General features: G+C 73.3%; 19 protein-coding genes. 10 read left to right on the top strand and 9 right to left on the bottom strand.

The genetic code is table 11. The features are described from left to right. Position 1: 1 nt before the first annotated feature. Complete coding sequence (locus ACN269_RS10465; protein WP_421472265.1) at positions 2 to 817, top strand: hypothetical protein; 816 nt, start codon at positions 2 to 4, stop codon at positions 815 to 817. On the opposite strand, the gene ACN269_RS10460 is transcribed toward ACN269_RS10465, so the two are convergent. The 4 genes from ACN269_RS10460 to ACN269_RS10445 form a co-directional block, all read right to left on the bottom strand. Next, positions 787 to 1839 (bottom strand): phosphotransferase family protein, encoded by a 1053-nt coding sequence (locus ACN269_RS10460; RefSeq protein ID WP_421472264.1) that lies wholly within the window; start codon positions 1837 to 1839, stop codon positions 787 to 789. The genes ACN269_RS10465 and ACN269_RS10460 overlap by 31 nt on opposite strands. Positions 1840 to 1867: 28 nt before the next feature. Continuing rightward, positions 1868 to 2281: a hypothetical protein gene (locus ACN269_RS10455; protein ID WP_421472263.1), complete on the bottom strand. Its 414-nt coding sequence runs from the start codon at positions 2279 to 2281 to the stop codon at positions 1868 to 1870. Between the two features lie 215 nt (positions 2282 to 2496). Continuing rightward, a complete protein-coding gene (locus ACN269_RS10450) occupies positions 2497 to 3477 on the bottom strand; it encodes an SEC-C domain-containing protein (RefSeq protein ID WP_421472262.1) in 981 nt (326 codons plus the stop codon). 97 nt (positions 3478 to 3574) lie between these two features. Then, positions 3575 to 5041: an MFS transporter gene (locus tag ACN269_RS10445; protein ID WP_421472261.1), complete on the bottom strand. Its 1467-nt coding sequence runs from the start codon at positions 5039 to 5041 to the stop codon at positions 3575 to 3577. Between the two features lie 218 nt (positions 5042 to 5259). Between ACN269_RS10445 and ACN269_RS10440 the strand changes: the two genes are divergently transcribed. Further along, positions 5260 to 5841, top strand: a complete 582-nt coding sequence (locus ACN269_RS10440) for a TetR/AcrR family transcriptional regulator (RefSeq protein ID WP_421472260.1) — start codon at positions 5260 to 5262, stop codon at positions 5839 to 5841. Positions 5842 to 5847: 6 nt separating this feature from the next. Here ACN269_RS10440 and ACN269_RS10435 read toward each other — a convergent pair whose 3' ends face one another. Beyond that, positions 5848 to 7209: a pentapeptide repeat-containing protein gene (locus ACN269_RS10435; RefSeq protein ID WP_421472259.1), complete on the bottom strand. Its 1362-nt coding sequence runs from the start codon at positions 7207 to 7209 to the stop codon at positions 5848 to 5850. 232 nt (positions 7210 to 7441) lie between these two features. Between ACN269_RS10435 and ACN269_RS10430 the strand changes: the two genes are divergently transcribed. The 3 genes from ACN269_RS10430 (at position 7442) to ACN269_RS10420 (ending at position 11007) form a co-directional block, all read left to right on the top strand. Next, positions 7442 to 8200, top strand: a complete 759-nt coding sequence (locus ACN269_RS10430) for an esterase/lipase family protein (protein ID WP_421472258.1) — start codon at positions 7442 to 7444, stop codon at positions 8198 to 8200. Between the two features lie 174 nt (positions 8201 to 8374). Beyond that, positions 8375 to 10600, top strand: coding sequence for a M48 family metalloprotease (locus ACN269_RS10425; RefSeq protein ID WP_421472257.1), 2226 nt, complete (start codon positions 8375 to 8377; stop codon positions 10598 to 10600). Positions 10601 to 10614: 14 nt separating this feature from the next. Beyond that, positions 10615 to 11007 carry an effector-associated constant component EACC1 gene (locus ACN269_RS10420; RefSeq protein WP_421472256.1) on the top strand — a complete coding sequence of 131 codons (393 nt, stop codon included), beginning with the start codon at positions 10615 to 10617 and terminating at the stop codon, positions 11005 to 11007. Between the two features lie 23 nt (positions 11008 to 11030). Here ACN269_RS10420 and ACN269_RS10415 read toward each other — a convergent pair whose 3' ends face one another. Next, positions 11031 to 11903 carry an aldo/keto reductase gene (locus ACN269_RS10415; RefSeq protein WP_421472255.1) on the bottom strand — a complete coding sequence of 291 codons (873 nt, stop codon included), beginning with the start codon at positions 11901 to 11903 and terminating at the stop codon, positions 11031 to 11033. Positions 11904 to 12102: 199 nt separating this feature from the next. Between ACN269_RS10415 and ACN269_RS10410 the strand changes: the two genes are divergently transcribed. Further along, entirely contained in the window at positions 12103 to 16083 is a 3981-nt protein-coding gene (locus tag ACN269_RS10410; protein ID WP_421472254.1) for a CHAT domain-containing protein, read from the top strand. Between the two features lie 23 nt (positions 16084 to 16106). On the opposite strand, the gene ACN269_RS10405 is transcribed toward ACN269_RS10410, so the two are convergent. Both ACN269_RS10405 and ACN269_RS10400 read right to left on the bottom strand, forming a co-directional pair. Further along, on the bottom strand, positions 16107 to 16565 hold the full coding sequence (locus ACN269_RS10405; protein WP_421472253.1) for a hypothetical protein: 459 nt from the start codon (positions 16563 to 16565) through the stop codon (positions 16107 to 16109). Beyond that, positions 16562 to 16876 (bottom strand): hypothetical protein, encoded by a 315-nt coding sequence (locus ACN269_RS10400; protein ID WP_421472252.1) that lies wholly within the window; start codon positions 16874 to 16876, stop codon positions 16562 to 16564. Before ACN269_RS10400 ends, ACN269_RS10405 begins: the two co-directional genes overlap by 4 nt. Before the next feature lie 225 nt (positions 16877 to 17101). Here ACN269_RS10400 and ACN269_RS10395 point away from each other — a divergent pair, with 225 nt between their 5' ends. The 3 genes from ACN269_RS10395 to ACN269_RS10385 all read left to right on the top strand — a co-directional run bounded on the left by ACN269_RS10395 (position 17102) and on the right by ACN269_RS10385 (position 20164). Further along, positions 17102 to 17467 (top strand): YciI family protein, encoded by a 366-nt coding sequence (locus tag ACN269_RS10395; protein WP_421472251.1) that lies wholly within the window; start codon positions 17102 to 17104, stop codon positions 17465 to 17467. A gap of 367 nt (positions 17468 to 17834) precedes the next feature. Further along, on the top strand, positions 17835 to 19283 hold the full coding sequence (pyk, locus tag ACN269_RS10390; RefSeq protein ID WP_421472250.1) for a pyruvate kinase: 1449 nt from the start codon (positions 17835 to 17837) through the stop codon (positions 19281 to 19283). Continuing rightward, positions 19280 to 20164 (top strand): acyl-CoA thioesterase, encoded by an 885-nt coding sequence (locus ACN269_RS10385; protein ID WP_421472249.1) that lies wholly within the window; start codon positions 19280 to 19282, stop codon positions 20162 to 20164. The genes pyk and ACN269_RS10385 overlap by 4 nt, the downstream gene beginning before the upstream one ends. Positions 20165 to 20173: 9 nt before the next feature. Here the strand turns inward: ACN269_RS10385 and ACN269_RS10380 are convergent, their stop codons facing one another. Then, positions 20174 to 20836 carry a YceI family protein gene (locus ACN269_RS10380; RefSeq protein ID WP_421472248.1) on the bottom strand — a complete coding sequence of 221 codons (663 nt, stop codon included), beginning with the start codon at positions 20834 to 20836 and terminating at the stop codon, positions 20174 to 20176. Positions 20837 to 21059: 223 nt separating this feature from the next. Between ACN269_RS10380 and ACN269_RS10375 the strand changes: the two genes are divergently transcribed. Then, complete coding sequence (locus tag ACN269_RS10375) at positions 21060 to 21524, top strand: RrF2 family transcriptional regulator (protein WP_421472247.1); 465 nt, start codon at positions 21060 to 21062, stop codon at positions 21522 to 21524. Positions 21525 to 21689 lie beyond the last annotated feature (165 nt).

Here is a 21689-nt window from a genome sequence, read left to right as displayed (position 1 = left end):
GGTGTCCTTCGAGGAGTACGCGGCGCTGGCCCGACAGCTCGCCGAGCACCGCCGCGCCGGTGAGCGGGACGCCGCCGCCGAGTCAGCGCGCCGCCGCGACCTGCACGCCGCCGCCGACTACCTGCACCAGCGACTGACCGCCCAGGGCCAGCGTCTCGACCAACTCGGTCGCGCGATCGGCGTCGACCAGCCTCCGGCCGCCGCGCCCGGCTCGCCTGCCGGGTTCGCCCCGCCTGCGGCGCCCGGAGCTGGGGACGGGGATTCCGCCGGCGTAGCCGGCATGCCGGGGCGCTCGGGTGTCGGGGCGTACCCCGAACTGCCGGCGGGTCAGGCTCGGCTGGCGCTGCCGACGGCCATGAGCCCGGCGCACGGCGGGGTGCCGACCCAGCGCGCGGCGGCGCTCGACCCGGTGGTGGAGCTGGAGTTGGCCCGGCGGATGGCCGACGAGGCCGACCGGCACGGGCAGCAGGCCGAGCTGCTGGCCCAGCGGCCGGCGCTGCTGCCGACGTGGTCGCCGCTCGCGCGGGCGGTCGCCGTCTACGCGGCCTGCGGGGCCGCGGCCGGGGTGTTGATGCTGACGCTGGTGCTCGCGTCCGGGATCGGGCTGGTCGACGGCTTCACCCTCGGCGCGTGGATCTGCGCGGGCCTGCCGGCGTTGGCGTTCTTCGCGGGCTATCTGGTGTTGGGCCGGTGGGGGAGGCCCGCGATGGTCGCCGGTACGCCCCCGCGTTACCTGCCGCTCGGGTTCGCGATCTGCTTCCTGCTGGTGCCGCTGGGCTACTGCGCCTACCTGGTGCTGTTCCGCGCCCTGCGCTGAACCCCGTCCCGCCGCAGCTCGGTCAGCTCGTGGTCGAGCAGGTCGGCCAGTCGCTCGAACCGGTCCGGCTGATTCTGCCGCGTGATGCCGCGGCTGGGCATCTCGACCGTCATCAACAGGTACAGGTGCAGGCGGTAGAGGCTGAGCCGACGCAGCGCGGCTTCCTCGAAGACCACCGGATCGGTCGCGGTGGCCCGATAGCCCCGCAGGAACGGATTGTCCGGCTCGTCCTCCACTCGCCGGTAGATCAGGGGCGACACGAGGTCCATCAGTGGGTCGCCGAAGAGGAACCGTTCGCCGTCGACGATCCCGCGTAGGTGCAGGTTGCCGTCGGTCCCGGGTTCGGCGAGCACGTTGCCGTCCCAGCCGTCGAAGTGCAGCAGCGCCGGCCGGCGTACCTCGTCCAGAACCGACGCGTACCGCTCGGGAAGCTCCCGGATCCGCTCCGGCGGGGTGGGCAGCTGGACGTCCCAGTCCGCCGCGTCGGCCAGCAGCCCGTCGAGCATGCCGGCGAAGGCCTCGCGCCACGTCGCGCCGCTGGCCCGGCCGCCGTCGTACCCGTAACGGTCGCCACCGACCCGGTGCAGCGCGGCGATCGCGGCCCCGAGGTCGTACCGGGCCGGGGCGTCGTCGAGGTGCGGTTCCGACTCCGCCCACTCCCACAGCGAGCGGCCGGGTATCAGGCCGCTGACCAGCCACTCGCCGAGGTCCGGATCATCGCCGTGGTGCAGCAACGGTGGCACGGGCACCTGCGGCGCGTGCGTGGACACCAGCCGGAAGTATCGCGCCTCGGCCGCGCACAGACCCCGCTCGTAGCGCAGCAACGGCACGTCGGGTCGCGGTGCCACCTTCAGCACCACCTCGCGCCCGTCGTCGAGCGCCACCCACCACACCGTCGCGAAGCCACCCCCGGTGATCGGCCCACAGGCGGCGATCGCGTGGTCCGCGCCGAAGGACGCCGCCACGTAGCGGCGTACCTGATCGTGGTCCAGTGGCCGCTGCGTGCGGCTCAGCGCTTCCACCCGGCGTACCTTCCTCCCCGGCGTACCGTCAGCGGGTGACGCGGACCTCGCCCTCGAAGCGCGGCGAGTATTCGCAGTCGTCAGGGGTGCACAGCGCCACACTCGCGGTGGCGAGCGCGATGCCCCGGTTGAAGGCGAAGCCACCGTTCTCCGCGTAGACCCGGCCGAGCACGGCCTGCGGGACGCCCGTGCAGGTGAAGGTCGTCCCGCTGCTGCTGCCGTACGCGACGTTGTCGCCCGAGCGTTGACGCAGACTGAAATCCGCGCCGCCGATCCGGCCGGATTCGCAGGTCACGGTGAGGGTCATGTCGACGGCGACCCCGCGTGCGACCAGTTTCGCCGAGGTGACCTCGACGGTGGTGGCCGCGCTCGCCGGGGTCGGTACGAGCAGTGCGCACAGGGACAGTCCGAACAGGGCGGCGGTGGTGGTGACGCGACGCACGGCGGTCCTCCTCGATGGAGTGGCTGCGTTTCCACGGCCACGGTAGCCATCGCCGGCAATCGCCACCATCGATCGATCGTGTCGGTGCGGGGCGACCGTCGGGTGGGGGCGGATGGGCGGGTGAGCGTGATGCCTGTGCGTCATCTTGATGACACACAGGCATCAGAGGCTCAGGGAACATCGCCCCCGGAGGCCGCACGGCGGGGCAGTGGCGATCAGGCCCGCGAGCGGGGCAGGCAGCACTTCTTGTACTTCGTACCCGACCCGCACCAGCAGGCGTCGTTGCGGCCCGGCGGCCAGGCGGTGATGCCCGCGTCGTCGAGGCTGTCGGCGTACTCGTCGAGGGTTTCCTCGTCGATGGGGTCGGTGCCGGCGAAGGCCGCCAGACCCTCGACGCTGTCCGTCACGATGCCCAGGCCGACGCCGCCGCCGAGTCCGGACGCGTCGACGAGGGCGCGCTCGGTCTGGGCGCGGTGCTCGTCCCAGGTGCTGGGGTAGCTCTCGGTCAGGGTCGGCCAGCGCACCAGCAGCGCGTCGAACTCCGGCTTCGGCCAGAACAGCAGCGTCGCCGGGCCGTCGTCGAGCGCGTCGAGGGCGTGGCTGGCCGCGTCGCGCAGCCGGTCGGCGAGGGTGTCGTGCTCGTCGTGCGGCAGACCCAGCTCCTCGCGCAGGTCGTGCCGGCGCTGGGCCAACCCGAAGATCATGGCGGCGGCCGCGTCCTGGGCGTCCTCGGACTCGTACTGGTGGGTGCGGCTGCGGTCCACCATCGCGTCGAGGGCGGCGGTGAGCCAGTCGACGGCCGTCTCGGCGTGGCCGGACTCGGCCAGCTCGTCGACCAGGTGGACGGCGTCGGGATCGGTCTCCAGCAGCGGGCGCAGCTCGGACAGCTCCGCCAGGCCCTCGTCGACCCGACCGAGGCGCAGCAGCAGGCCGCCACGCACGGCCCGGACGTAGGTGTTGTCCTCGGGCTGTTCGGCGATGGCCCGGGTGGCCAGGGCGAGCGCGTCGGCCAGGTCACCCGCCTGCTCCATGATGTCGGCGGCGACCAGCAGGGCGTAACCGGTGTCGGCGGGGTCGGCGACCCGTCCCTCGTCGACGGCGCTCACCAGTTCGGTGACCAGCGCCGCCGGGTCGGGGCTTCCCGATCCCAGGGAATCAATCTCTTCGATCCGCTCGGTGGTCAACATCTGGGGCATGGGCACATCCTGAGCGACGACGGGTGACGACCGGCCAGCGTACCCCGATGCACAGCGCAGCCCGGGCGGTGAACCGCCCGGGCTGCGACGTGGATCCTCAGCGGGTCGCCGGCATGGTGGCGAACTCGCCGGCTAGCTCGGACTCGACGATCGCCGTGGCGGACGGCCGGCGACCGGCCGACGCCCGCCGGGCGGACGGGACGGCGAGGGCCGCGAGCGCGGCGGCGAGGGCGATCGCCGTGAGGAGGAGAAATCCGGCCGTGAAGCCGGCCTCCCGGGGCAGGCCGCTGGCCTGCGGGTGGGCGGTGATCACGCCGCTGACCACGGCCGCGCCGATCGCGCCGCCGATGGTACGGATGTTGGCGTTCATGCCGGTCGCCACGCCGGTCTGGCTGGCGGGCACGCTGGCGACGATGAGGTTGGCCATCGACGCGAAGGCCAGGCCGATGCCGAGGCCGACCAGGCCACCGGCTACGGCGACCTCCCAGCGGGTGTCGTGCGCGGCGGCGAGCATCGCGGACGCGGCCACGTTGAACGCCGCGCCGGTGGCGAGCTGCGCCTTGGCGCTGAACACGGCCTGGAGCCGGCCAGCGAGGATGCCGGCGACGAACATCGCGACCAGCATCGGCAGCATGAGCAGACCGGCCTGGCTGATGCTGGCGCCGAAGCCGTAGCCGGCCGCGGTCGGGGTCTGCACGAACTGCGGCAGGAACGCGTACACGGAGAACATCGAACCGCCGTAGAGCAGGGCGACCAGATTGGTGGTCCAGACGCCGGGCAGGCGCATCATCCGCATGTCGATCAGCGGGTTGGTCGAGCGCAGCTCGGCGGTCAGCCAACCGGCCAGCAGCACCACGGCGAGGGCCAGCAGGCCGAGCACCCGGGTGCTGGTCCAGCCCCAGGACGCGCCCTGGCTGATCGGCAGCAGCAGCGCGACCAGCCAGCCGGAGAGCAGCAGGGTGGCCCGCCAGTCGATCCGGCCGGGGGTACGCACCGGGGACTCGGGGATGAAGAGGTGTGCGGCGACGGCGGTCAACCCCACCACGACCAGGGGGATCCAGAACAGCCACCGGTAGTCCAGTGCGGTGACGATCGGACCGGCCAGTACGACGCCGAGGCCACCACCGGCGGCGACGATCGCCGAGATGGCGGCGACGGCCCCGCCGACCCGTGCGGCGGGGAACTCGTCGCGGATGATGCCGAACGACAGCGGGAAGACCGCGCCGCCGATGCCCTGCACGACCCGGGCGACGATGAGCACGCCGATGTTCGGCGCGATGGCGGCCACCAGGCAGCCGAGGGCGAGGGCGGCGAGCGAGACGACGAGCATCCGCTCCTTGCCGACCATGTCGCCGACCCGCCCGAGGATCGGCGTGAAGATCGACGCGGAGAGCAGGTAGGCGGTCAGGACCCAGGTCACGGTGTTCTGGGAGGTGTGCAGGTCCTGCTGGATGGTCGGTAGCACCGGGGTGATCAGCGACTGGAGCATCGCGAAGAATCCGGCGCCGGCCGCGAGCACGGTGAAGGTGAGCCGACGCGAGCCGCGTCGGGAGGTCACTGCCACGAGAGAAAACTCCTGAAATGGTACGGAAGGAGGCGTTTGTCACCCGTCATCGGCGGCGGGCAGGTTGTCGGGGTCCGGGCGATCGGGTGGCCAGGCGGATCGGGCGGGTCCCGAGGTAAGCTATCCGGAGGCAGGCCTCCGGGAGTTCCGGAGGGGTGCCTCCACTAAGCTAGCGGAGGGTTGCCTCCGGATGCAACCAGGATGAGGTGACGCACGTCATGACCAGCGCGGGGCAGGTGCCCGAGGTCTTCGCGCAGCGGCCCAAGCGGGCCGACGCGCGGCGCAACTACGACGCGCTGGTCGCCGCTGCTCGCGACGCGTTCGCCGAGAACGGTGCGGCCGCCTCCCTGGAGGACGTGGCCCGCCGGGCCGGGGTGGGCATCGGTACCCTCTACCGCAACTTCCCGACCCGGCGGCACCTCTTCGAGGCCGTCTACGTCGAGGAGGTCCGGGCGCTGAGCCGCTCCGCCGAGGATCTGGCCGAGCTGCCCCCGTGGGACGCCCTCGTCGCCTGGCTGCACCGCTTCGTCGCGTACGTCGCCACGAAGCGGGCGCTCGCCGAGCAGTTGCTGCACGACTCGGAGATCTTCGGTACCTGCCGGACGGAGATCTACGCCGCCGGTGAGCCGCTGATGCGTCGCGCCCAGGCGGCCGGCGTGGTCCGCGACGACATCGGGTTCGACGACGTGGTGCGGCTGATCAGTGGGCTCACGATGGCCCAGTTCCCCTCGCCCGAGCAGCGCGACCGTGTCCTCGGTGTCGCCCTCGACGGGTTGCGCCCGGCGGCCGCCGCCCGCTGACGACGCTCACTGGTCGACGAGAACCAGCCACTCGTCGTCGAGCCGTTCGACGATCGTCCCCGTCGGCCACCGATGGCCGGGATCGACGACCGCCCGGGCCTGCTCGACCTGTGGTGTTCGGCTGAACTGTGTGTCGCGGAAGCTGGCCATGCCGTGGAACCGGGCCCGGCCGAAGTTCGCGGCGTCGGTGAAGCGGGCGCGGTCGAACAGCGCGTCCGCGCCGAAGGCCGTCCAGCGGAACAGCGCCATGTGGGCGAAACGGGCGGAGGGGAAACTGGCCGACCCGCCGAACTCGGTGTGCTCCATCGACAGCGCGCCGTCGAAGTCCGCCTCCTGGAAGGTGGCGGCGTCCTCGAAGCGGGTGGCGTCGAAGCTGGTGGGCTGCCCGAACGTCACCCGGCCGAACGAGGCCGGTCCGGCGAAGTGGGAGCGCCGGCAGCACAGGCCGTTGCCGAACTCGGCTCCGTCGAAGCTCGCGGTACCCCGGACGCGGATCTCGTCCAGCGTGACGTCGCCGCCGGCCTGGAGGCCGTCGAAGGCCACGTCATCGAAGCTCGTTGCCCCGAGCAGCAGCCGTCCCTGCGTGGTCGCGCCCACGAAGCTGGTCGCGCCGGTGAATGCCGCCCCCGTGAAGGTCGCGTCGACGAGCGTGCAGCCCGCGACGTCGAAGTCGACGAGCGCGGCACCGCTCAGGTCCAGCACGACGCCCGGCCAGTACACCGTCTCGTCCTGGGCGCGCAGGTGCCGGGTCAGGACCCGCTGCGCGGTGCGCCGGACCTCCGTCTCGCGCGGTTCGTCGTCCGGCGGCGACATCCGCAGGTACGCGCAGAGCACCGCCACGATCGTCGACCGCTGGGACGGATTGTCCTGCCCGAGGCGTTCGAGGGCGTGCAGCCCGCCGAGGCGTACCGCCGCGCTGTCGTTGCCCAGCAACTCGACCGCCCGGGTGTAGAGCTCGGTCAACCGGCGTTCGGCCGCGTCGTGTTCGGCGGCCGTCGACTGACGGTCCTGCTGGCGCTGCGCGGCCTCGGCCACCGACTCGGCGTGTGCCTGCACCCGGTCCCGGTGTGCCTGGTCGCGGGCGGCGACGGCCTCCTGGTGGCGCTGGGCCCGCTCGGCGATCCACTGCCGGCGCGCGGCCAGTAGCAGGGCCAGCCCGCCGCCTGTGCCGGCGACCACGGTCAGGCCGGTGCGGATCGCGTCGATGCGCAGCGTGGCCCGGGTGTCCTGCTGGACGGCCCGGTCGGCCTCGGTGAGCAGCAGGCCGAGCACCAGCCAGCCCAGGGCGGCGGCGAGCAGCAGGCCGACCAGCACCAGCCACCACGGCATCACCCGCAACTGACGCTCGGGGGGTTCGTCGGCGGCCACGGCCACAGCATGCCATCGGTCGTCGAGGGGCGGGGGTGGACGGGTGCCCGCGGTGTCCGGTGTGGAGCTTGCGCGATTTGCCGGTTTGCGCCGTCGACGGGACAACGGGTTACCGGCGCGTAACAAGTCATTGACGTTGCCGAATTGTAGCGGGCATCATCGTCGCACGGTCGACCGGACACCCCCACCCACCTGCCCGGATCGTCGGGCGCCTCCCCCCGGAGGTGCAGCCATGCTGCTCCGAAAGACCGTCCTCGTCGTGTCCCTGGCCACCGCCGCGCTGCTCGCCTCGGCGGGAACCGCGACCGCCGCCCCCGTCGCCCCGGCTGCCGCCGCCAACCCGGTCATCGTGGTCGGCGGGCTCAGCGGCGTCGCCGTCGCGTACGAGCCGATCGCCGCCCGGCTCCGCGCCGACGGCTACCGGACCTTCGTCTACCAGCTACCCGGGCTGGGCCTCGGCGACATACCCGCCTCGGCCCGCGCGTTCGCCGGGTACGTCGAGCAGGTACGCGCCAGCACCGGCGCGGCGAGCGTCGACGTCGTCGCCCACTCCGAGGGTGGCCTGGTCAGCCGCTACTACCTCAAGCGACTCGGCGGCACCGCCACCATCGGCCGGTACGTCAGCCTCGGCACACCCCAGTACGGCACGTACGTCGCCAACATCGTGGCGTTCCTCGGCCTCGGTAGCTGCGCCGGCATCGTGGCCTGCCAGCAGATGACCATCGGTTCGGCGTTCCTCGCCGACCTCAACTCCGGCGACGACACCCCCGGCCCGGTGCGCTACACCACCATCCGCACGCTCCAGGACGAGCTGGTCCGCCCGACCGGCAACGCCGCCGTCAACGACGGCGCGACGAACGTGCTCATCCAGGCGTACTGCCCGCTGCGGGTGGTCGGGCACCTGGGCCTGGTGCTGGACGGCACGGCGTACACCATCGTGCGCGGCGCCCTGGTCGACGGCCCGGTGCGGCCCAACTGCCTCGCGGTCTGACCACGTCGGGTGCGGCGGTCCTCGAGGGGACCGCCGCACCGGACCCGGGACGGCGACTGTCGGGTGCCTGACGATCCTGGGAAACGGTGTGGCAGACATCAGATGCCCTCGATAGCCTGCTGCGGCCGTCCACTCCCGACAGTGGGCGCCAGCCGTCGAGAGGGAGCAGCAGGCATGACCGAGCCGCAGCGTGTGCCGCCGGAGAGCACACCGCCGACAGTGCCGCAGCTCGACGTCCGGGCCGCCGAACCCCCGGCCGCCGACAACCCGCCGCCGTCCACCGGCGGGTTCGCCGACCGGCCACCGGGCTACCCGAACGCCCTCATCTGGCTGCGCGCCGGGATCCTGCGGGACTGGCGGGGCGTGCTCGGCGCGTTCGTCGCCACCTGGTTCTACCTGCCGGTCGCGCTGCTCCTGGCGTTCTGGGGCGGTCTCAGCTTCGCCGTCGTCGGCCTCTTCGCCGGCGGCGCGGGCGCGGACGACCAGATCCCCACGGCGTTGCGCGACGCGCCACTGATCGGCTCGCTGCTGGAGGCGTTCCTCAGCCGCTCCGGCGGGATGCTGGGCGGCGTGGCCGGCTTCGCGGTCGGCTTCCTCGCCGGCTTCCTCGCCGTGTTGGTGCTGCCCTGGCTGGCCGTCGCGGACGAGCCGCTCGCGCTGCTCACCGGCCTGATCGGCACGGTCGTCGCGGCGGCGCTGATCGGCGTCGTCTACACGCTGTACCGGGTGCTGCTCGAACCGAGCCTGCTGGTGGTGTCCGGTGCGCGCCAGCCGAGCCGCCGTGAGACCGCGCGACTGCGTCCGCTGCTGGACGACTGCGCGCGACGACTCGGCCTACCGACCGTGCCGCGGCTGCTCTTGGAGGACGACCCGGTCCTGAGCAACGCCCGCACGTACGCCCGGCACGTGGTGGTCACCACCGCCGTGCTCAGCGAGCCGGACGACGAGGTCGCGGCGCTGCTCAGCCACGAGCTGGTGCACTGGCGCACCGGGGACGAGATCACCAGCGCCTTCGTCCGCGGCGTCGGCCTGCCGCTCACCCTCGCCCACGCCCTGCCCACCTGGCTGATGCGGACGTTCCCGCACCCGGCCACCAACTTCGTGGTGTTCCTGTTCTTCTGGCCGGTGCTGCTCACCATGCGGTACGTCGTGCTGCCCCTGCACGCCCGCGACGTGCGGGCCGCCGAGTACCGGGCCGACCTGGGCGCGGTGCTGACCGGGCACGTCGACGGGCTGCGGCGCATCCTGGAGCGGCGGCTCTCCTTCGAGAGCGGGCGCAGCGGCTGGGACGAGGCGGTCTGCGCCACCCACCCGCCGCACGAGCTGCGACTCGACGCGCTGGAGCGGGCGTCGGTCATTGGCGCGCCCACCCACGCCGACGTACCCGCCGACGCCGCCGCGTCGGTCACCGCCGAGCGGCTGTTCGGCCACAGCGGCCCGGTCGGCACCCGCCGCACCTGGCTGCTGGTCGGCGTCCTCGCCCTCGTCGCCTGCCTCGGCGCCAGTGGGCTGAGCGTGGTGCAGTGGGCGTTCTTCCGCCCCCAGGCGACGGTCGACGGATTCTTCTCCGCCCTGGCCGACCGGGACAGTGCGGCCGCGCTCGACCACCTCGCCGACTCCGGCGAGGGCACCGACCGCAAGCTGCTCGCCCAACTGCTGCGCGGCAAGGGCTACCAACCACCGACGGACGTCGAGGTCACCTCCCTGGAGCGCGCCGACGACCAGGCCACCGCCACGGTGGCGTACCGGCTGGGTGACGCGCGGCAGACGGCCACCCTCACCCTGCGCCGCGAGGAGGAGACCACCGCCGGTCTGTTCCACGGCTGGCGTCTGGCCGGCGGGCCCATCCCGCTCAACTCGTCGATCGCCGAGCCGGGCGTACGCCTCAACGGGGTGGAGCTGCCCGTCGCCACCGAGGGCCCGCCGCCGGTGCTGCTGCCCGGCCTGTACACGGCGACCGGCCCGTCCAGCGCGCTGAGCGAGACGCCGGCCCAGACCCTGCTGGTCGGCCCGGGGCAGGGCTCGGCGACCCTGGAACTGGCCCCGGTGCTCAAGCCGACGGCGGTCGAGGCCGTCCAGACCCGGGTACGCGCCTGGCTGGACGACTGCGCCAAGCAGACGGTCGCCGCTCCGCCGGGCTGCCCGTTCCGCTACTACGGTGGGTCGGCGCAGAAGGTCACCTGGAAGATCCTGGAGTACCCGAAGGTCGCCGTGGAGCTGAGCGGTCCGAGCACCGCCCAGGTGTCCACGCCGCTTCAGGGTCAGGGCCGGGTGCAGGTCAGCGGCACCACCACGTACTTCGGCACCAGCTCACCGTTCAGCGACGACGACGCGCTGACCGTCGCCGGTGTCGCCACCGCCGACGGGGACGCCGTCACCTTCCAACCCGCCTTCGACTGACCGGGAGACCCACCGTGACCGACAGTGACGCCGCCGCGCGGCTGCCCGTCCGGCTGACCATCAACCCCCGGCAACGGCAGCCCGCGGCGGTCGACCTGCTGACCTGGATCCACCGCCGCCCGGAGTACCGGCCGGTGGTCCGGGCGGCCGGCGGTGGCGGGGGACGGCCCGGCTTCAGCGACGCCGTGATCATCGCGGTGCTGGCGCAGGGGTTGCTGCCAGGGCTGTTCAACCTGTTGCAGTCCTGGGTGGACCAGCAGCGCACCGAGGCGAGCATCCGGATCCAGTCCGGGGACACCGAGGTGGAGTTGCAGGTCAGCGGACGCACCGACTCGGCCCGCCTGCTGGCCCAGGCCACCGAGGCGCTGCGTGCCGCCCGCGAGATCGGTCCGGACACCGCCGACTGAGCCGGCGGCGTCCGGACCCACGGTCAGCTCGCCTTGGCCAGTGCCTCGAACTCGTCGTCGGTGAGCCGTACGTCGGCGGCGCCCACGTTCTCCTCCAGGTGCGCCACCGACGACGTGCCCGGGATCGGCAGCATCACCGGCGACCGACGCAGCAACCAGGCCAACGCGAGCTGCGCGGGCGTCGCGCCGTGCGCGTTGGAGATCGCGTCCAGCGGGCCGCCCGGCCGGGCCAGCTCCCCGGTGGCGATCGGGAACCACGGAATGAACGCCAGGTCGTTGCGCTCGCAGTAGTCGAGCACGTCCTCGGCGCTGCGGTTGGCGAGGTTGTACAGGTTCTGCACGGAGACGATCTCGGTGATCGCCCGCGACTGCTCGATCTGCTCGACGCTGACCTCGGACAACCCGATGTGCTGGATCTTGCCCTCTTGCTTCAGCAGCGCCAGCTCGCCGAGCTGGTCGGCGAGCGGGACCTGCGGGTCGATCCGGTGCAGCTGGTACAGCGGAATGCTGTCCAGGCCCAGGTGCCGCAGGCTCAGCTCGCACTGCTGACGCAGGTACTCCGGGCGGCCCAGCGCCCGCCAGTCGCCCGGACCGGATCGGCTCAGGCCGGCCTTGGTCGCGATGACCAGGTCGTCGGCGTACGGGTGCAGCGCCTCGCGGATGAGCAGCTCGGACACGAACGGCCCGTACGAGTCGGCGGTGTCGATGAACGTCACGCCCAGCTCGATCGCCCGACGCAGCACCCGTACCGCCTCGGCCGGGTCCTTCGGATCGCCCCACACGCCCGGGCCGGTGATCTGCATCGCCCCGTAGCCGAGGCGGTTGACCGTGACGTCACCCCCGATCCGGTACGTGCCGGACGCCTTCGCGGGCTGCTTACTGATGTCGGTCGCCATACGCACATCCTTCATCGTCTTCGCCGTGGCGGGGCCAGGACGACACTCCGCCACCCGGTGATCGTCCCCCGGGATCCGCCCGCCATGCCGCGGCCCGCCCGATTGTGGGCCGGGACACGGCGGCCGTTGCCCTGGCGCTCTCCGTGTCCGGTCTGCTACGCCTGATCCGAGTCGGCGCGGCCGGCGCGGGGGAGGCACGATGTGGCGACGGTTCAGGCCCGACCCGGTCGAGCGGCTACGGGAGCGGCTGGACCGCTTCGCGGCCACCGGCGACCGGCGGGCGGTCCTCGACTCCGGCGCGATCCGCGACGCGGAGGCCGTCGTCGACCTGGTGACCGCCACGCCCACCGATGGGCCGATGCCCGAGCGGGTCGCCGAGGGCATGTCCCTCCTGGCCGGCCTGCACTGGTACCGCTACCGGCTGCTGCCCTCGGGCGAGGACGCCGACGACCTCGACCAGGCGTTGCGGCTCACCGAGTTCCTGCTGCGCTTCGCGCCGGAACGGGTGCCGCCGCCGCTGCGGGAGCTGCTGCGCTCCCGGCACGCTCCCGCGGAGCCGACCCGACCGCCGCGTCCCCGGCCCGCCCCGACGGGCAGCACCGTCCGCGACGGCACGGCGAACGCCCGGTACGTCGAGGCCGTCCTCCTGATGGCCGCCGCCGAAACCAACCGCGACTACCGGGCCGCCGACCAGGCCGAGGCGCTGCTGCGGCAGGCGCTGGCGGGCACGCCTGCCGGTGCGCCGGAGCGCCTGCACTACCTGTCCGCCCTCGGCAAGGTCCACCGCGACCAGTTCCAGCACCTCGGTCGGCGAAGGGCCCTGGCGGCGGCCGTCGAGGCGCACCGGGAGAGCCTGGAGGCGACCGGAGTCGGTGACCCGGAACGCCCCGTGCGGCTGTTCAATCTCGGCAACGTCCTGGCCGACACGTACGACGTCGACCGTGACCCGGCCGCGCTGGACGAGGCGATCACCGCGCTGCGGGACGCGGTCCGGGTCGCCGCGCCGGGCACGCCGGTGCGCACGATGGCCCGGATGAACCTCGGTCAGCGGCTGCGTGACCGGTGGCGCCTGCACCGGCGCCCCGGCGACCTCGACGAGGCCGTCGACGCCTTGGCGGCGGCCCGGGACAGCGCCGATCCCCGGGTCGCCGCGCTGCACCGCGCCGCGCTCGCCGAGCGGTTCGCCCGCGACCGGACGCCCGCCGACCGGGACACCGCCATCGAGGCGTACCGGTCGGCGTTGACCGGGTTCGGTGGCCTCGATCCGGACCTGGCCGGCACCGCCCAGTTCGGGCTCGCCACCCTGCTCACCGAGCGGCACCACAGCACCGCCGACGCGACCGACCTCGATGCGGCGATCGACGCGTACCGGGCCGCCACCGCGTCCGGATCGACACCCGACGGGACGGACGGCGACGATCTGCGCCACGTCGCGGCCGGACTGCTGGTGACCCGGTACGAGCGGCGGCGACGGGCCGACGACATCATCGAGGCGGTACGGGTGCTGCGCGCCGGCGTGGCCGCGGCCCGGGACCCGGTCCAGCGGGCGCGTCGACTCACCGATCTCGGTCACGCGCTCGCCCTGGGTCACGCCGACCTCGGCGGAGTCAGCGCGCTGCGCGCCGGCCGGGACGCGCTGACCGAGGCGGAAGGGCTGCTGCCCCGCACCGACCCGCTGCGGGCGCACCTGCTCAACAATCTCGGCAACACCCTGCGCGAACTCTCCGACCTGGCCGGCGAGCCGGCGCTGCTGGAGCCGGCTGCGGTCGCGCTGCGGTCGGCCGTGGCCGCCGCCGCGCCGGACGACGTGTCCCTGCCCCGGTATCGCTCGAACCTGGGCCTCGTGCTGCAGGCGCTCTTCGCCGCCACGCAGGACCTGGCGACCCTGACCGAGGCGATCCAGGTGCTGGCACGGCTGGTCGACACGACGCCGCCCGGGCACCGGGACCGCCTGCCGGCGTTGACCAACCACGGCTCCGCCCTGAACCGCCGGGTCGAACTCTTCCTCGACGGCGCGCTGCCCGCCGACGGCCGGACCGCCGACGAGGTCGCGGCCGGCATCGCCCGGGACTCCGACACCGCCGTGGCCGCGCTGCGTGAGGCCGCCGAGCTGGCCGAACAGCAGGCCGACCCCACCGAGTACGCCCAGACGGTCGGCACCCACGCGCTGGCCCACCTGCTGCGGCACCGCCTCGACGGTGACCTGCCGGCGCTGGACGAGGCCGTTCGGCTGCTCGATGGGCTGAGCAGACGGCCGGCGGCCGGCGCGGACCGGCACCGGATCCTCACCAACCTCGGCAACGCCCTCCTGCTGCGCCACCAGGCCGGTCCCGCCGACACCGATGCCACCGCGATGCTGGCCGCCTACCGGGCGGCGGTCGACGCGCTGAGCCCCGAGCATCCCGACCGCGCCATGTGCCTGAGCAACCTGGCCACCGCCCTGGAGGCGGTCGCCGACACCGACGCGGATGGCTCCCGCGCGCTCGCCGAGGCGACCGCCGCGCTGCGCGCTGCCGCCCACGTCGAGTCTGCGCCGTCGCTGCTGCGGGCGACCGCCGCCCGCCGGTACGCGTCACTCGCCGCCCAGGCGGGCGACCTGCCGGCCGCGCTCGACGGGTACACCGCCGCCATCGAGCTGATCGACCTGGTGGCCTGGCACGGTATGGACCCGGACGACCAGACCCGCCTGCTCGGACGCTTCCCCGGCCTGGCCAGTGACGCGGCGGCGGTCGCGATCGCCCTGGGCCGCCCGGAGCGCGCGGTCGAGCTGCTCGAATACGGGCGGGGAGTCCTGCTCACCCGAGCCCACGACGCGGGCGCGGACCTGGCCGCGCTCCGCGCGCAGGCGCCCCGCCTCGCCGACCGTCTCGCCGACCTGCAGGCCGCCCTCGACGACTTCCCGACGCGGTCGCCGGCCGGGGCGGTATCGCCGGACGCGTGGGGACGTGGCGGGTCGGGCGCAGCGACGCCGGAGCAGCGGTACGACCTCGCCACCCGCCGCCGGCACCTGCTGGCCGAGATCCGCGACCGGCCCGGCTTCGCCGACTTCCTCCGCCCGCCGCCCTTCGCCGAGCTGGCCCGGGCCGCCGCCGGCGGCCCGGTGGTGCTGGTGAACGTCGCCGAACGGCGCTGCGACGCGCTGGTCGTCGCCGACGATCGGGTCACCGTGGTGCCGCTGCCGGAGCTGACCCTGGCCGAGCTGATCGTGCGGACGTCGAGTTTCCTGAGCGCGATCGCGGTGCTCACCGAGCCCGCGGCGGCGGACGTCGCCCCGCCGCAGGTACGGCGTCGGCAGGCGGTGGCCCGCGCCGAGGTCGTCCAGGTCCTGGACTGGCTGTGGCGCGTCATCGCCGTACCCGTCCTCGAGGTGGCTCTGCCGACCCCGACCGCCGCCGACGCCGAGCCGGCGGCCGGCGGCTGGCCCCGGCTGTGGTGGTGCCCCACGGGTGTGCTCACCCTGCTACCGCTGCACGCGGCCGGCCCGTCGGACGGCGGCGACGGGGTGCTCGACCGGGTGGTGCCGTCCTACACGGCCTCGCTACGGGCGCTGACGCACGCCCGCCGGGGCGGCCCGACACCTCCCGGACCGGTCGACGAGGCGCTGTTCGTCGGGATGCCGCAGACGCCCGGCCTGGCCGACCTGCCCGGCGTCGCCCGCGAGGAGGAGATCGTCCGGCGGCACCTGGGCCGGGTGCGTTCGCTCATCGGCCCGGTGGCCAGCCCGGCGACGGTGCTCGACGTCCTGCCCGAGCAGCCCGTCGTGCACCTGTCCTGCCACGGCACCCAGGACCTGCGCTTCCCGACCCGGGGCCGCCTCGACCTGGCCGGCGGCGCGCTCAGTGTCCGCGACCTGTGGCGGCCGGCGGGGCGTCCGGCCGCGCTGGCCGTCCTCTCCGCCTGCGAGACGGCACGCGGCGGCGCGGCCCTGCCGGACGAGGCGCTCACCCTCGGCACGGCCTTCCAACTGGCCGGCTTCCGGCACGTCATCGGCGCGCTGTGGTCCATCTCGGACGCGCTGACGGTGCGGCTCTGCGCCGACCTGTACGACGGGTTGGCGGTCAGCGGCGGGATCGCTCCGGAGCGCGCGGCCGTGGCCCTGCACGCGGCGGTCCGCCGCCTGCGCGCCGCCCTACCGGACCATCCGGACACCTGGGCCGGTTACGCCCACCTGGGCCTCTGACCGCCGCGCACACCCGTCGGGGATCAGCGGCCGGGGGCGTACCAGGTCACGCCCACGGCCGCGACCAGCAGCGCGGTGCACAGCAGCACCAGCCCCACCCCGGTGCGCAGGGACCGGACCGCCGCCACGGCCTCCTGGTGGTCGCCGAGCGGGGCCGGCGGGAGAGCCGCCACCGGGGTCACCGTCAGCGGACCGTGTGCCGCGCGGAGCAGCGCGAGTGCTCCGGCCACACCCGCGGCCAACGCGGCCAGCAGCAGGAACCCCACCAGCGCGCCCCAACCCGCCGCGAGGGTGCTCACGTCGGAGCGGCCCCGGATGAGGCTGAACCCGACCAGCGCCACCAGCAGGCCACCCAGGCCGTTGCGCCAGGCCAGCGCGGCCGCGCGGACCCGCTCCAGCTCGCCGCGCAGCAGCCCGGCGAGCTGCTGCGCGCGGCGCAGGTCGGCCACGGTCGCGGGCGGGCCGGGACGCAGGCGGATCATGCCTCGACCTCCAGCCACAGCGTCCAGTACGCCCCGCAGCCCCGCAGCCCGGCGGGGCACCCTGGGTGCTCGACTTCGCACTCGCACAGCAGCGTCCGGTAGCCCGGGTCGGGGGTGGCGGCGTCCTTGCGGTAGACCTCGTCGACGAGCGTGGTGGCGCTCGCGTGGTCGCACCGGGGACAGCGCCCGCTGAGCACCACCGCGAACTCGAACTCCTGCGCCCGGAAGTCCGCCGCGGCCCGCGTGGCGTACGCCTCGTCGGTCACCTCGGCGTACGGCAGGGGGCTCGGCGTCGGCCCGTCGTCACTCATCCCGACCTCCCGCCACCGACATCTGGACCGTCCACCGTAGTCGGTGACCACACCGGGGCACGCCCACGTGCGTGTCCGGATGCCGTCCGTCCCGGACCGACCTGGGGGAGTTGCGCGGAGCGACGGGTACCGCCCCGTGCGGCGTGCGAGGCTGGGCGCGTGCCGGTGACGCCGGCTCGGGCGGTCGGCGTCGGACCGGGCCGGCGCGACGGCGGAGGGAGGACCATGCCGCAGGTGCCGCAGGTCGACTTCGCGCTCGACACGTACGAGTGCATCGTGATCTATCCCGGCGCGGCCGGACGGGCGCTGCCCCCGGAGACCGTGCAGCGGTTGCAGGCCGAGCACGCCGAGCACATGCGGGCGCTGCAGCGCCGCGGGATCATCCTGGTCTCCGGTTCGGTGGACGGCCCGGCCCGTACGCCGGAGCCGCCGATCGGCTTCGGGCTGGCCCGCACCGGCAGCGTCCAGGACGTGCGCAGCGTGTTGGAGGCCGACCCGGCGGTGCAGGCAGGCCTCTACCGGGTGGACGTGTTGACCTTCCTCTGCCCGGCCGGCTCGTTGGAGTTTCCGCTGGTCAAGGCCGGTAACTGAGCGCCGGGCCAGAGACGGGTGTCAGGCCGGTGACGGCGTCGGGACCGGCGCCGGTGTTACCGTCGCGCGTACGGCGTGGACCGGTCGTCCGGGGCCGGCCAGGCGGCGCACGACTCGCCTGACCTGCTCACCGCCGTGCCCGCTCGGCCCGTTCCGGAGCCGTCGGAGGGGGTCGTCGCCGGGGAGCGGGCCGACACCGGCTCCGCGCGGAGGCGTACGATTCCCGGCGCGCGGTCGCCGTTGCCCGTCGCCACAACCTTCCCGGTGCGCTTGCGCCGGCCCGACGCGTGCCACGCGTCGTTGGACATTTGTTCTGCTGCCTGCAAGGGGTCGGCCCCGAGTCCGACCTGAAGGAGAGACTAGCCTGATGGGCGTGACACGCCGCGCGAAGATCGTTTGCACTCTTGGCCCCGCCACCTCGTCGCCGGAGCGCATCCGGGGCCTCGTCGAGGCCGGTATGAACGTGGCGAGGCTCAACTTCAGCCACGGCAGCCACGCCGACCATGAGGCCGTCTACCGGATGGTCCGGGAGGCGTCCGAGGCGGCCGGCAAGCCCGTTGCCGTCCTCGCCGACCTTCAGGGCCCCAAGATCCGGCTCGGCAAGTTCGCCGACGGCCCGCACGAGTGGCGTACCGGCGACTCCGTCGTGATCACCAGCGACGACATCCTCGGCACCAAGGAGCGGGTCTCCTGCACCTACACCAAGCTGCCGCACGAGGTGAAGCCCGGTGACCGGCTGCTGATCGACGACGGTCGGGTCGCCGTCGAGGTCACCGACGTCACCGGCAACGACATCCGCTGCCTCGTCACCGAGGGCGGCCCGGTCTCCAACAACAAGGGCGTCTCGCTGCCGAACGTGGCGGTCAGCGTGCCCGCCATGTCGGACAAGGACGCCGAGGACCTGCGTTTCTCCCTGGGCCTCGGCGTCGACCTGGTGGCGCTCTCGTTCGTGCGCTCGGCCGAGGACATCAAGCTCGTGCACAACATCATGGCCGAGGAGGGCGTCTTCCGCCCGGTGCTCGCCAAGGTCGAGAAGCCGGAGGCCGTGGAGCACCTCGAGGCCATCGTGCTGGCCTTCGACGGTGTGATGGTCGCCCGTGGCGACCTCGGTGTCGAGATGCCGCTGGACGAGGTGCCGCTGGTGCAGAAGCGCGCCGTGCAGCTGTGCCGGGAGAACGCCAAGCCGGTCATCGTGGCCACCCAGATGCTCGACTCCATGATCGAGAACTCCCGCCCCACCCGGGCGGAGGCCTCGGACGTGGCCAACGCGGTGCTCGACGGCGCGGACGCGGTCATGCTGTCCGGCGAGACCAGCGTCGGCAAGTACCCGGTGCTGACCGTCAGCACCATGGCCAAGATCGTGACGACCACCGAAGCCGGTTCCATCGGGGTGCCGCGCCTACAGCACGACCCGCGTACCCACGGTGGCGCCCTCACCGTGGCCGCCTCGTCGATCGCCCGGGCGATCAACGCCAAGGCGCTCGTCGCGTTCTCGCAGACCGGCGACACCGTCCGGCGGCTCTCCCGCCTGCACTGCGACCTGCCGCTGCTGGCCTTCACGCCGGTCCCCGAGGTGCGCGACCAGCTCGCCCTCACCTGGGGTGTGGAGACCTTCCTGATGCCGTTCGTGCAGCACACCGACGACATGTTCCGCCAGGTCGACCAGGCGCTGCTCGGCCTCGACCGGGCCAACCCCGGTGACTACGTGGTGATCGTGGCGGGTAGCCCGCCCGGTACCCCCGGCTCGACCAACACGCTGCGCGTGCACCAGCTCGGCACGCTGGTCGACGCGGCGTCGGCGCGGGCGCTGCAGTGAGCGACGGTCGGGTCGCGGTCGGCCAGGCGGCGGTCGACCAGCTGCTGGAGGTGCTGGACCTCGACCCGACCGGCGAGATGACCTTCCGGGGGATGAGCCCCCCGGTCGGTCCACAGCGGGTGTACGGCGGCCAGGTTGCCGGTCAGGCCCTGGTCGCCGCCGGCCGCACGGTGGACCCGGAGCGGTTCGTGCACTCGCTGCACGGCTACTTCGTCCGCCCCGGCGATCCCGCCGAGCCGATCGAGTACCAGGTGGAGAACATCCGCGACGGACGGTCGTTCTCGGTGCGCCGCTCGGTCGCGCTCCAACACGACAAGCCGATCTTCTTCATGTCGGCGTCGTTCCAACGGGCCGAGGAGGGGTTGGACCACCAGGCCCCCGCCCCGCTGGACGTGCCGCCGCCGCAGGACGTGCCGACGATGTCCGACCGGCTCGCCCGCTACCCCGAGCGCCTGGGCATCTGGGGGCAGATCCCCCGACCCATCGACGTGCGCTACGTGGGCGAACCCGGCTGGGTCCGCCCCGGCGACCGGCCGGCCGACCCGCACCAGCGGGTCTGGATGCGCATCGACGGCAAGTTGCCCGACGACCCGCTGCTGCACGCGTGCGCGCTCACGTACGCCTCCGACCTGACCCTGCTGGACTCGGTGCTCTCCGTGCACGGCGAGGTGTGGGGGCCGGGCGGCGTGGTCGGTGCGAGCCTGGACCACGCGCTGTGGTTCCACCGGCCGTTCCGCGCCGACGAGTGGTTCCTCTACGACTGCTGGAGTCCGTCGGCGTCCGGTGCGCGAGGGCTGGCGACCGGCCGGATGTTCACCACGGACGGCCGGCAGATCGCCAGCGCCGTCCAGGAGGGTCTGCTGCGCCGCGTCGGCGCCTGACCCGACCGGTCATGCCTGGTGGATGGCCTCTCCGGCGATCTCGATCTGCACGGTCTTGCCGACGAGGACGCCGCCGCTCTCCAACGCGACGTTCCAGAGCAGGCCGTAGTCCTCACGGTTGATCTCGGCGGTCGCGCTGAATCCGAAGATGTTGTGCCCGTACGGATCACGGCGCGCGCCGCCGAAATTCACCTGTAGGTTCACCGCACGGGTGATCCCCTTCACCGTCAACTCACCGGCGAGCACGAAACGATTGGGCTCGGACTGCGGCGGGGGATTGTGACTTCTGCCTCGTCCGCCGATTCGGTGGTTACGCAGGCGTGCCCACTGGAAGATCGGATCGTCGTTGCTCTGCCACGTGATACCCGTGCTTCGATATTCGAGAGTGGGATAACGCTCCACGTCGAGGAAGTCGGCGCTTTTCAGGTGGGTGTCCCGGTCGGCGCTCCCGGTGGAGATGCTCGCCGAGGCGATCGTGGCGGTCACCCCGGAACGCAGCGGATCCTCCCCGACCGTGATCTCGGCGGTCGCCTCGGCGAACTCGCCGCGTACGGGGCTCACCATCATGTGGCGAGACAGGAAACCGATCCGCTTGTGCGCCTGATCGAGGCGGTAGGTGCCGGCGATCGGGATGGTCATGCCATCCCAGGTGCGTGTGGCGACATCGGTCATCGTGTTGCCTTCCCCCCGGGTTAATCAATGTCCGGACCGAACTCCACGAACCGACCGGACAGGCGTACTGCCCGCCCAGCATAGGGAGGTTCGGAATCGGCCTTTCGGGCCCCACCGGTTAATGAATCGAGGTGCGCGGCGTTATTGGTTGTTCGTCGATGCGTGTCCGATCGGCCGAGGGCCGCCGGTACCGGCGGATGACCTGCGGGCTAACCTTGCCGGCATGCGTCTCTCCGCCCGGGTCGACTACGCCCTCCGTGCGGCCGCCGAGCTGGCCGCGACGGCCAGCGGCCCCGGGCGGGGCCGGCCGGTCACCGCCGACCAGATCGCCCGCGCGCAGGAGATCCCGCCGAAGTTCCTGGAGAGCATCCTGTTGCAACTGCGCCGGGGTGGCATCGTGCACGCCCAGCGTGGTCCGGAGGGTGGTTACTGGCTGGCCCGACCGGCCGAGGAGATCTCGCTCGCGGAGGTGATCCGGGTGATCGACGGGCCGCTCGCGCACGTGCGGGGGCAGCGCCCCGAACAGCTCGGCTACCACGGCCCGGCCCGCGCCCTCCAGGAGGTCTGGATCGCGCTGCGCGCCAGCGAGCGCGAGATCCTGGAACTGGTCAGCGTCGCCGACGTGGCCGCGGGGGCGCTGCCCGCGCGGGTCACCGAGCTGGCCGCCGACCCGCGCGCCTGGACCTGACGCCTCCCGCGCCTGGACCCGGGGCCTCCCGCGCCTGGACCTGACGCCTCCCGGGGCTGATACCCCGGCGCCGACCTGCTGGCGTCCCATCCACCGATCAGACACTTGACCCAGGCTCCGCCGTGCCGCATTGTCGACCAAGTCGATAGGAGATATCGAAAAGTC

It is taken from the genome of Micromonospora sp. WMMD736, from assembly GCF_049179015.1.
In the GTDB taxonomy this organism is placed as follows: domain Bacteria; phylum Actinomycetota; class Actinomycetes; order Mycobacteriales; family Micromonosporaceae; genus Micromonospora.
This window is presented reverse-complemented; position numbering and strand designations above follow the sequence as displayed.

Coding starts and splice junctions, on each gene's coding strand:
- ACN269_RS10450 (WP_421472262.1), bottom strand. CDS start 3,477: ATGCCCCAGATGTTGACCACCGAGCGGATCGAAGAGATTGATTCCCTG.
- ACN269_RS10440 (WP_421472260.1), top strand. CDS start 5,260: ATGACCAGCGCGGGGCAGGTGCCCGAGGTCTTCGCGCAGCGGCCCAAG.
- ACN269_RS10430 (WP_421472258.1), top strand. CDS start 7,442: ATGCTGCTCCGAAAGACCGTCCTCGTCGTGTCCCTGGCCACCGCCGCG.
- ACN269_RS10425 (WP_421472257.1), top strand. CDS start 8,375: ATGACCGAGCCGCAGCGTGTGCCGCCGGAGAGCACACCGCCGACAGTG.
- ACN269_RS10415 (WP_421472255.1), bottom strand. CDS start 11,903: ATGGCGACCGACATCAGTAAGCAGCCCGCGAAGGCGTCCGGCACGTAC.
- ACN269_RS10410 (WP_421472254.1), top strand. CDS start 12,103: ATGTGGCGACGGTTCAGGCCCGACCCGGTCGAGCGGCTACGGGAGCGG.
- ACN269_RS10405 (WP_421472253.1), bottom strand. CDS start 16,565: ATGATCCGCCTGCGTCCCGGCCCGCCCGCGACCGTGGCCGACCTGCGC.
- ACN269_RS10400 (WP_421472252.1), bottom strand. CDS start 16,876: ATGAGTGACGACGGGCCGACGCCGAGCCCCCTGCCGTACGCCGAGGTG.
- ACN269_RS10395 (WP_421472251.1), top strand. CDS start 17,102: ATGCCGCAGGTGCCGCAGGTCGACTTCGCGCTCGACACGTACGAGTGC.
- pyk (WP_421472250.1), top strand. CDS start 17,835: ATGGGCGTGACACGCCGCGCGAAGATCGTTTGCACTCTTGGCCCCGCC.
- ACN269_RS10380 (WP_421472248.1), bottom strand. CDS start 20,836: ATGACCGATGTCGCCACACGCACCTGGGATGGCATGACCATCCCGATC.
- ACN269_RS10375 (WP_421472247.1), top strand. CDS start 21,060: ATGCGTCTCTCCGCCCGGGTCGACTACGCCCTCCGTGCGGCCGCCGAG.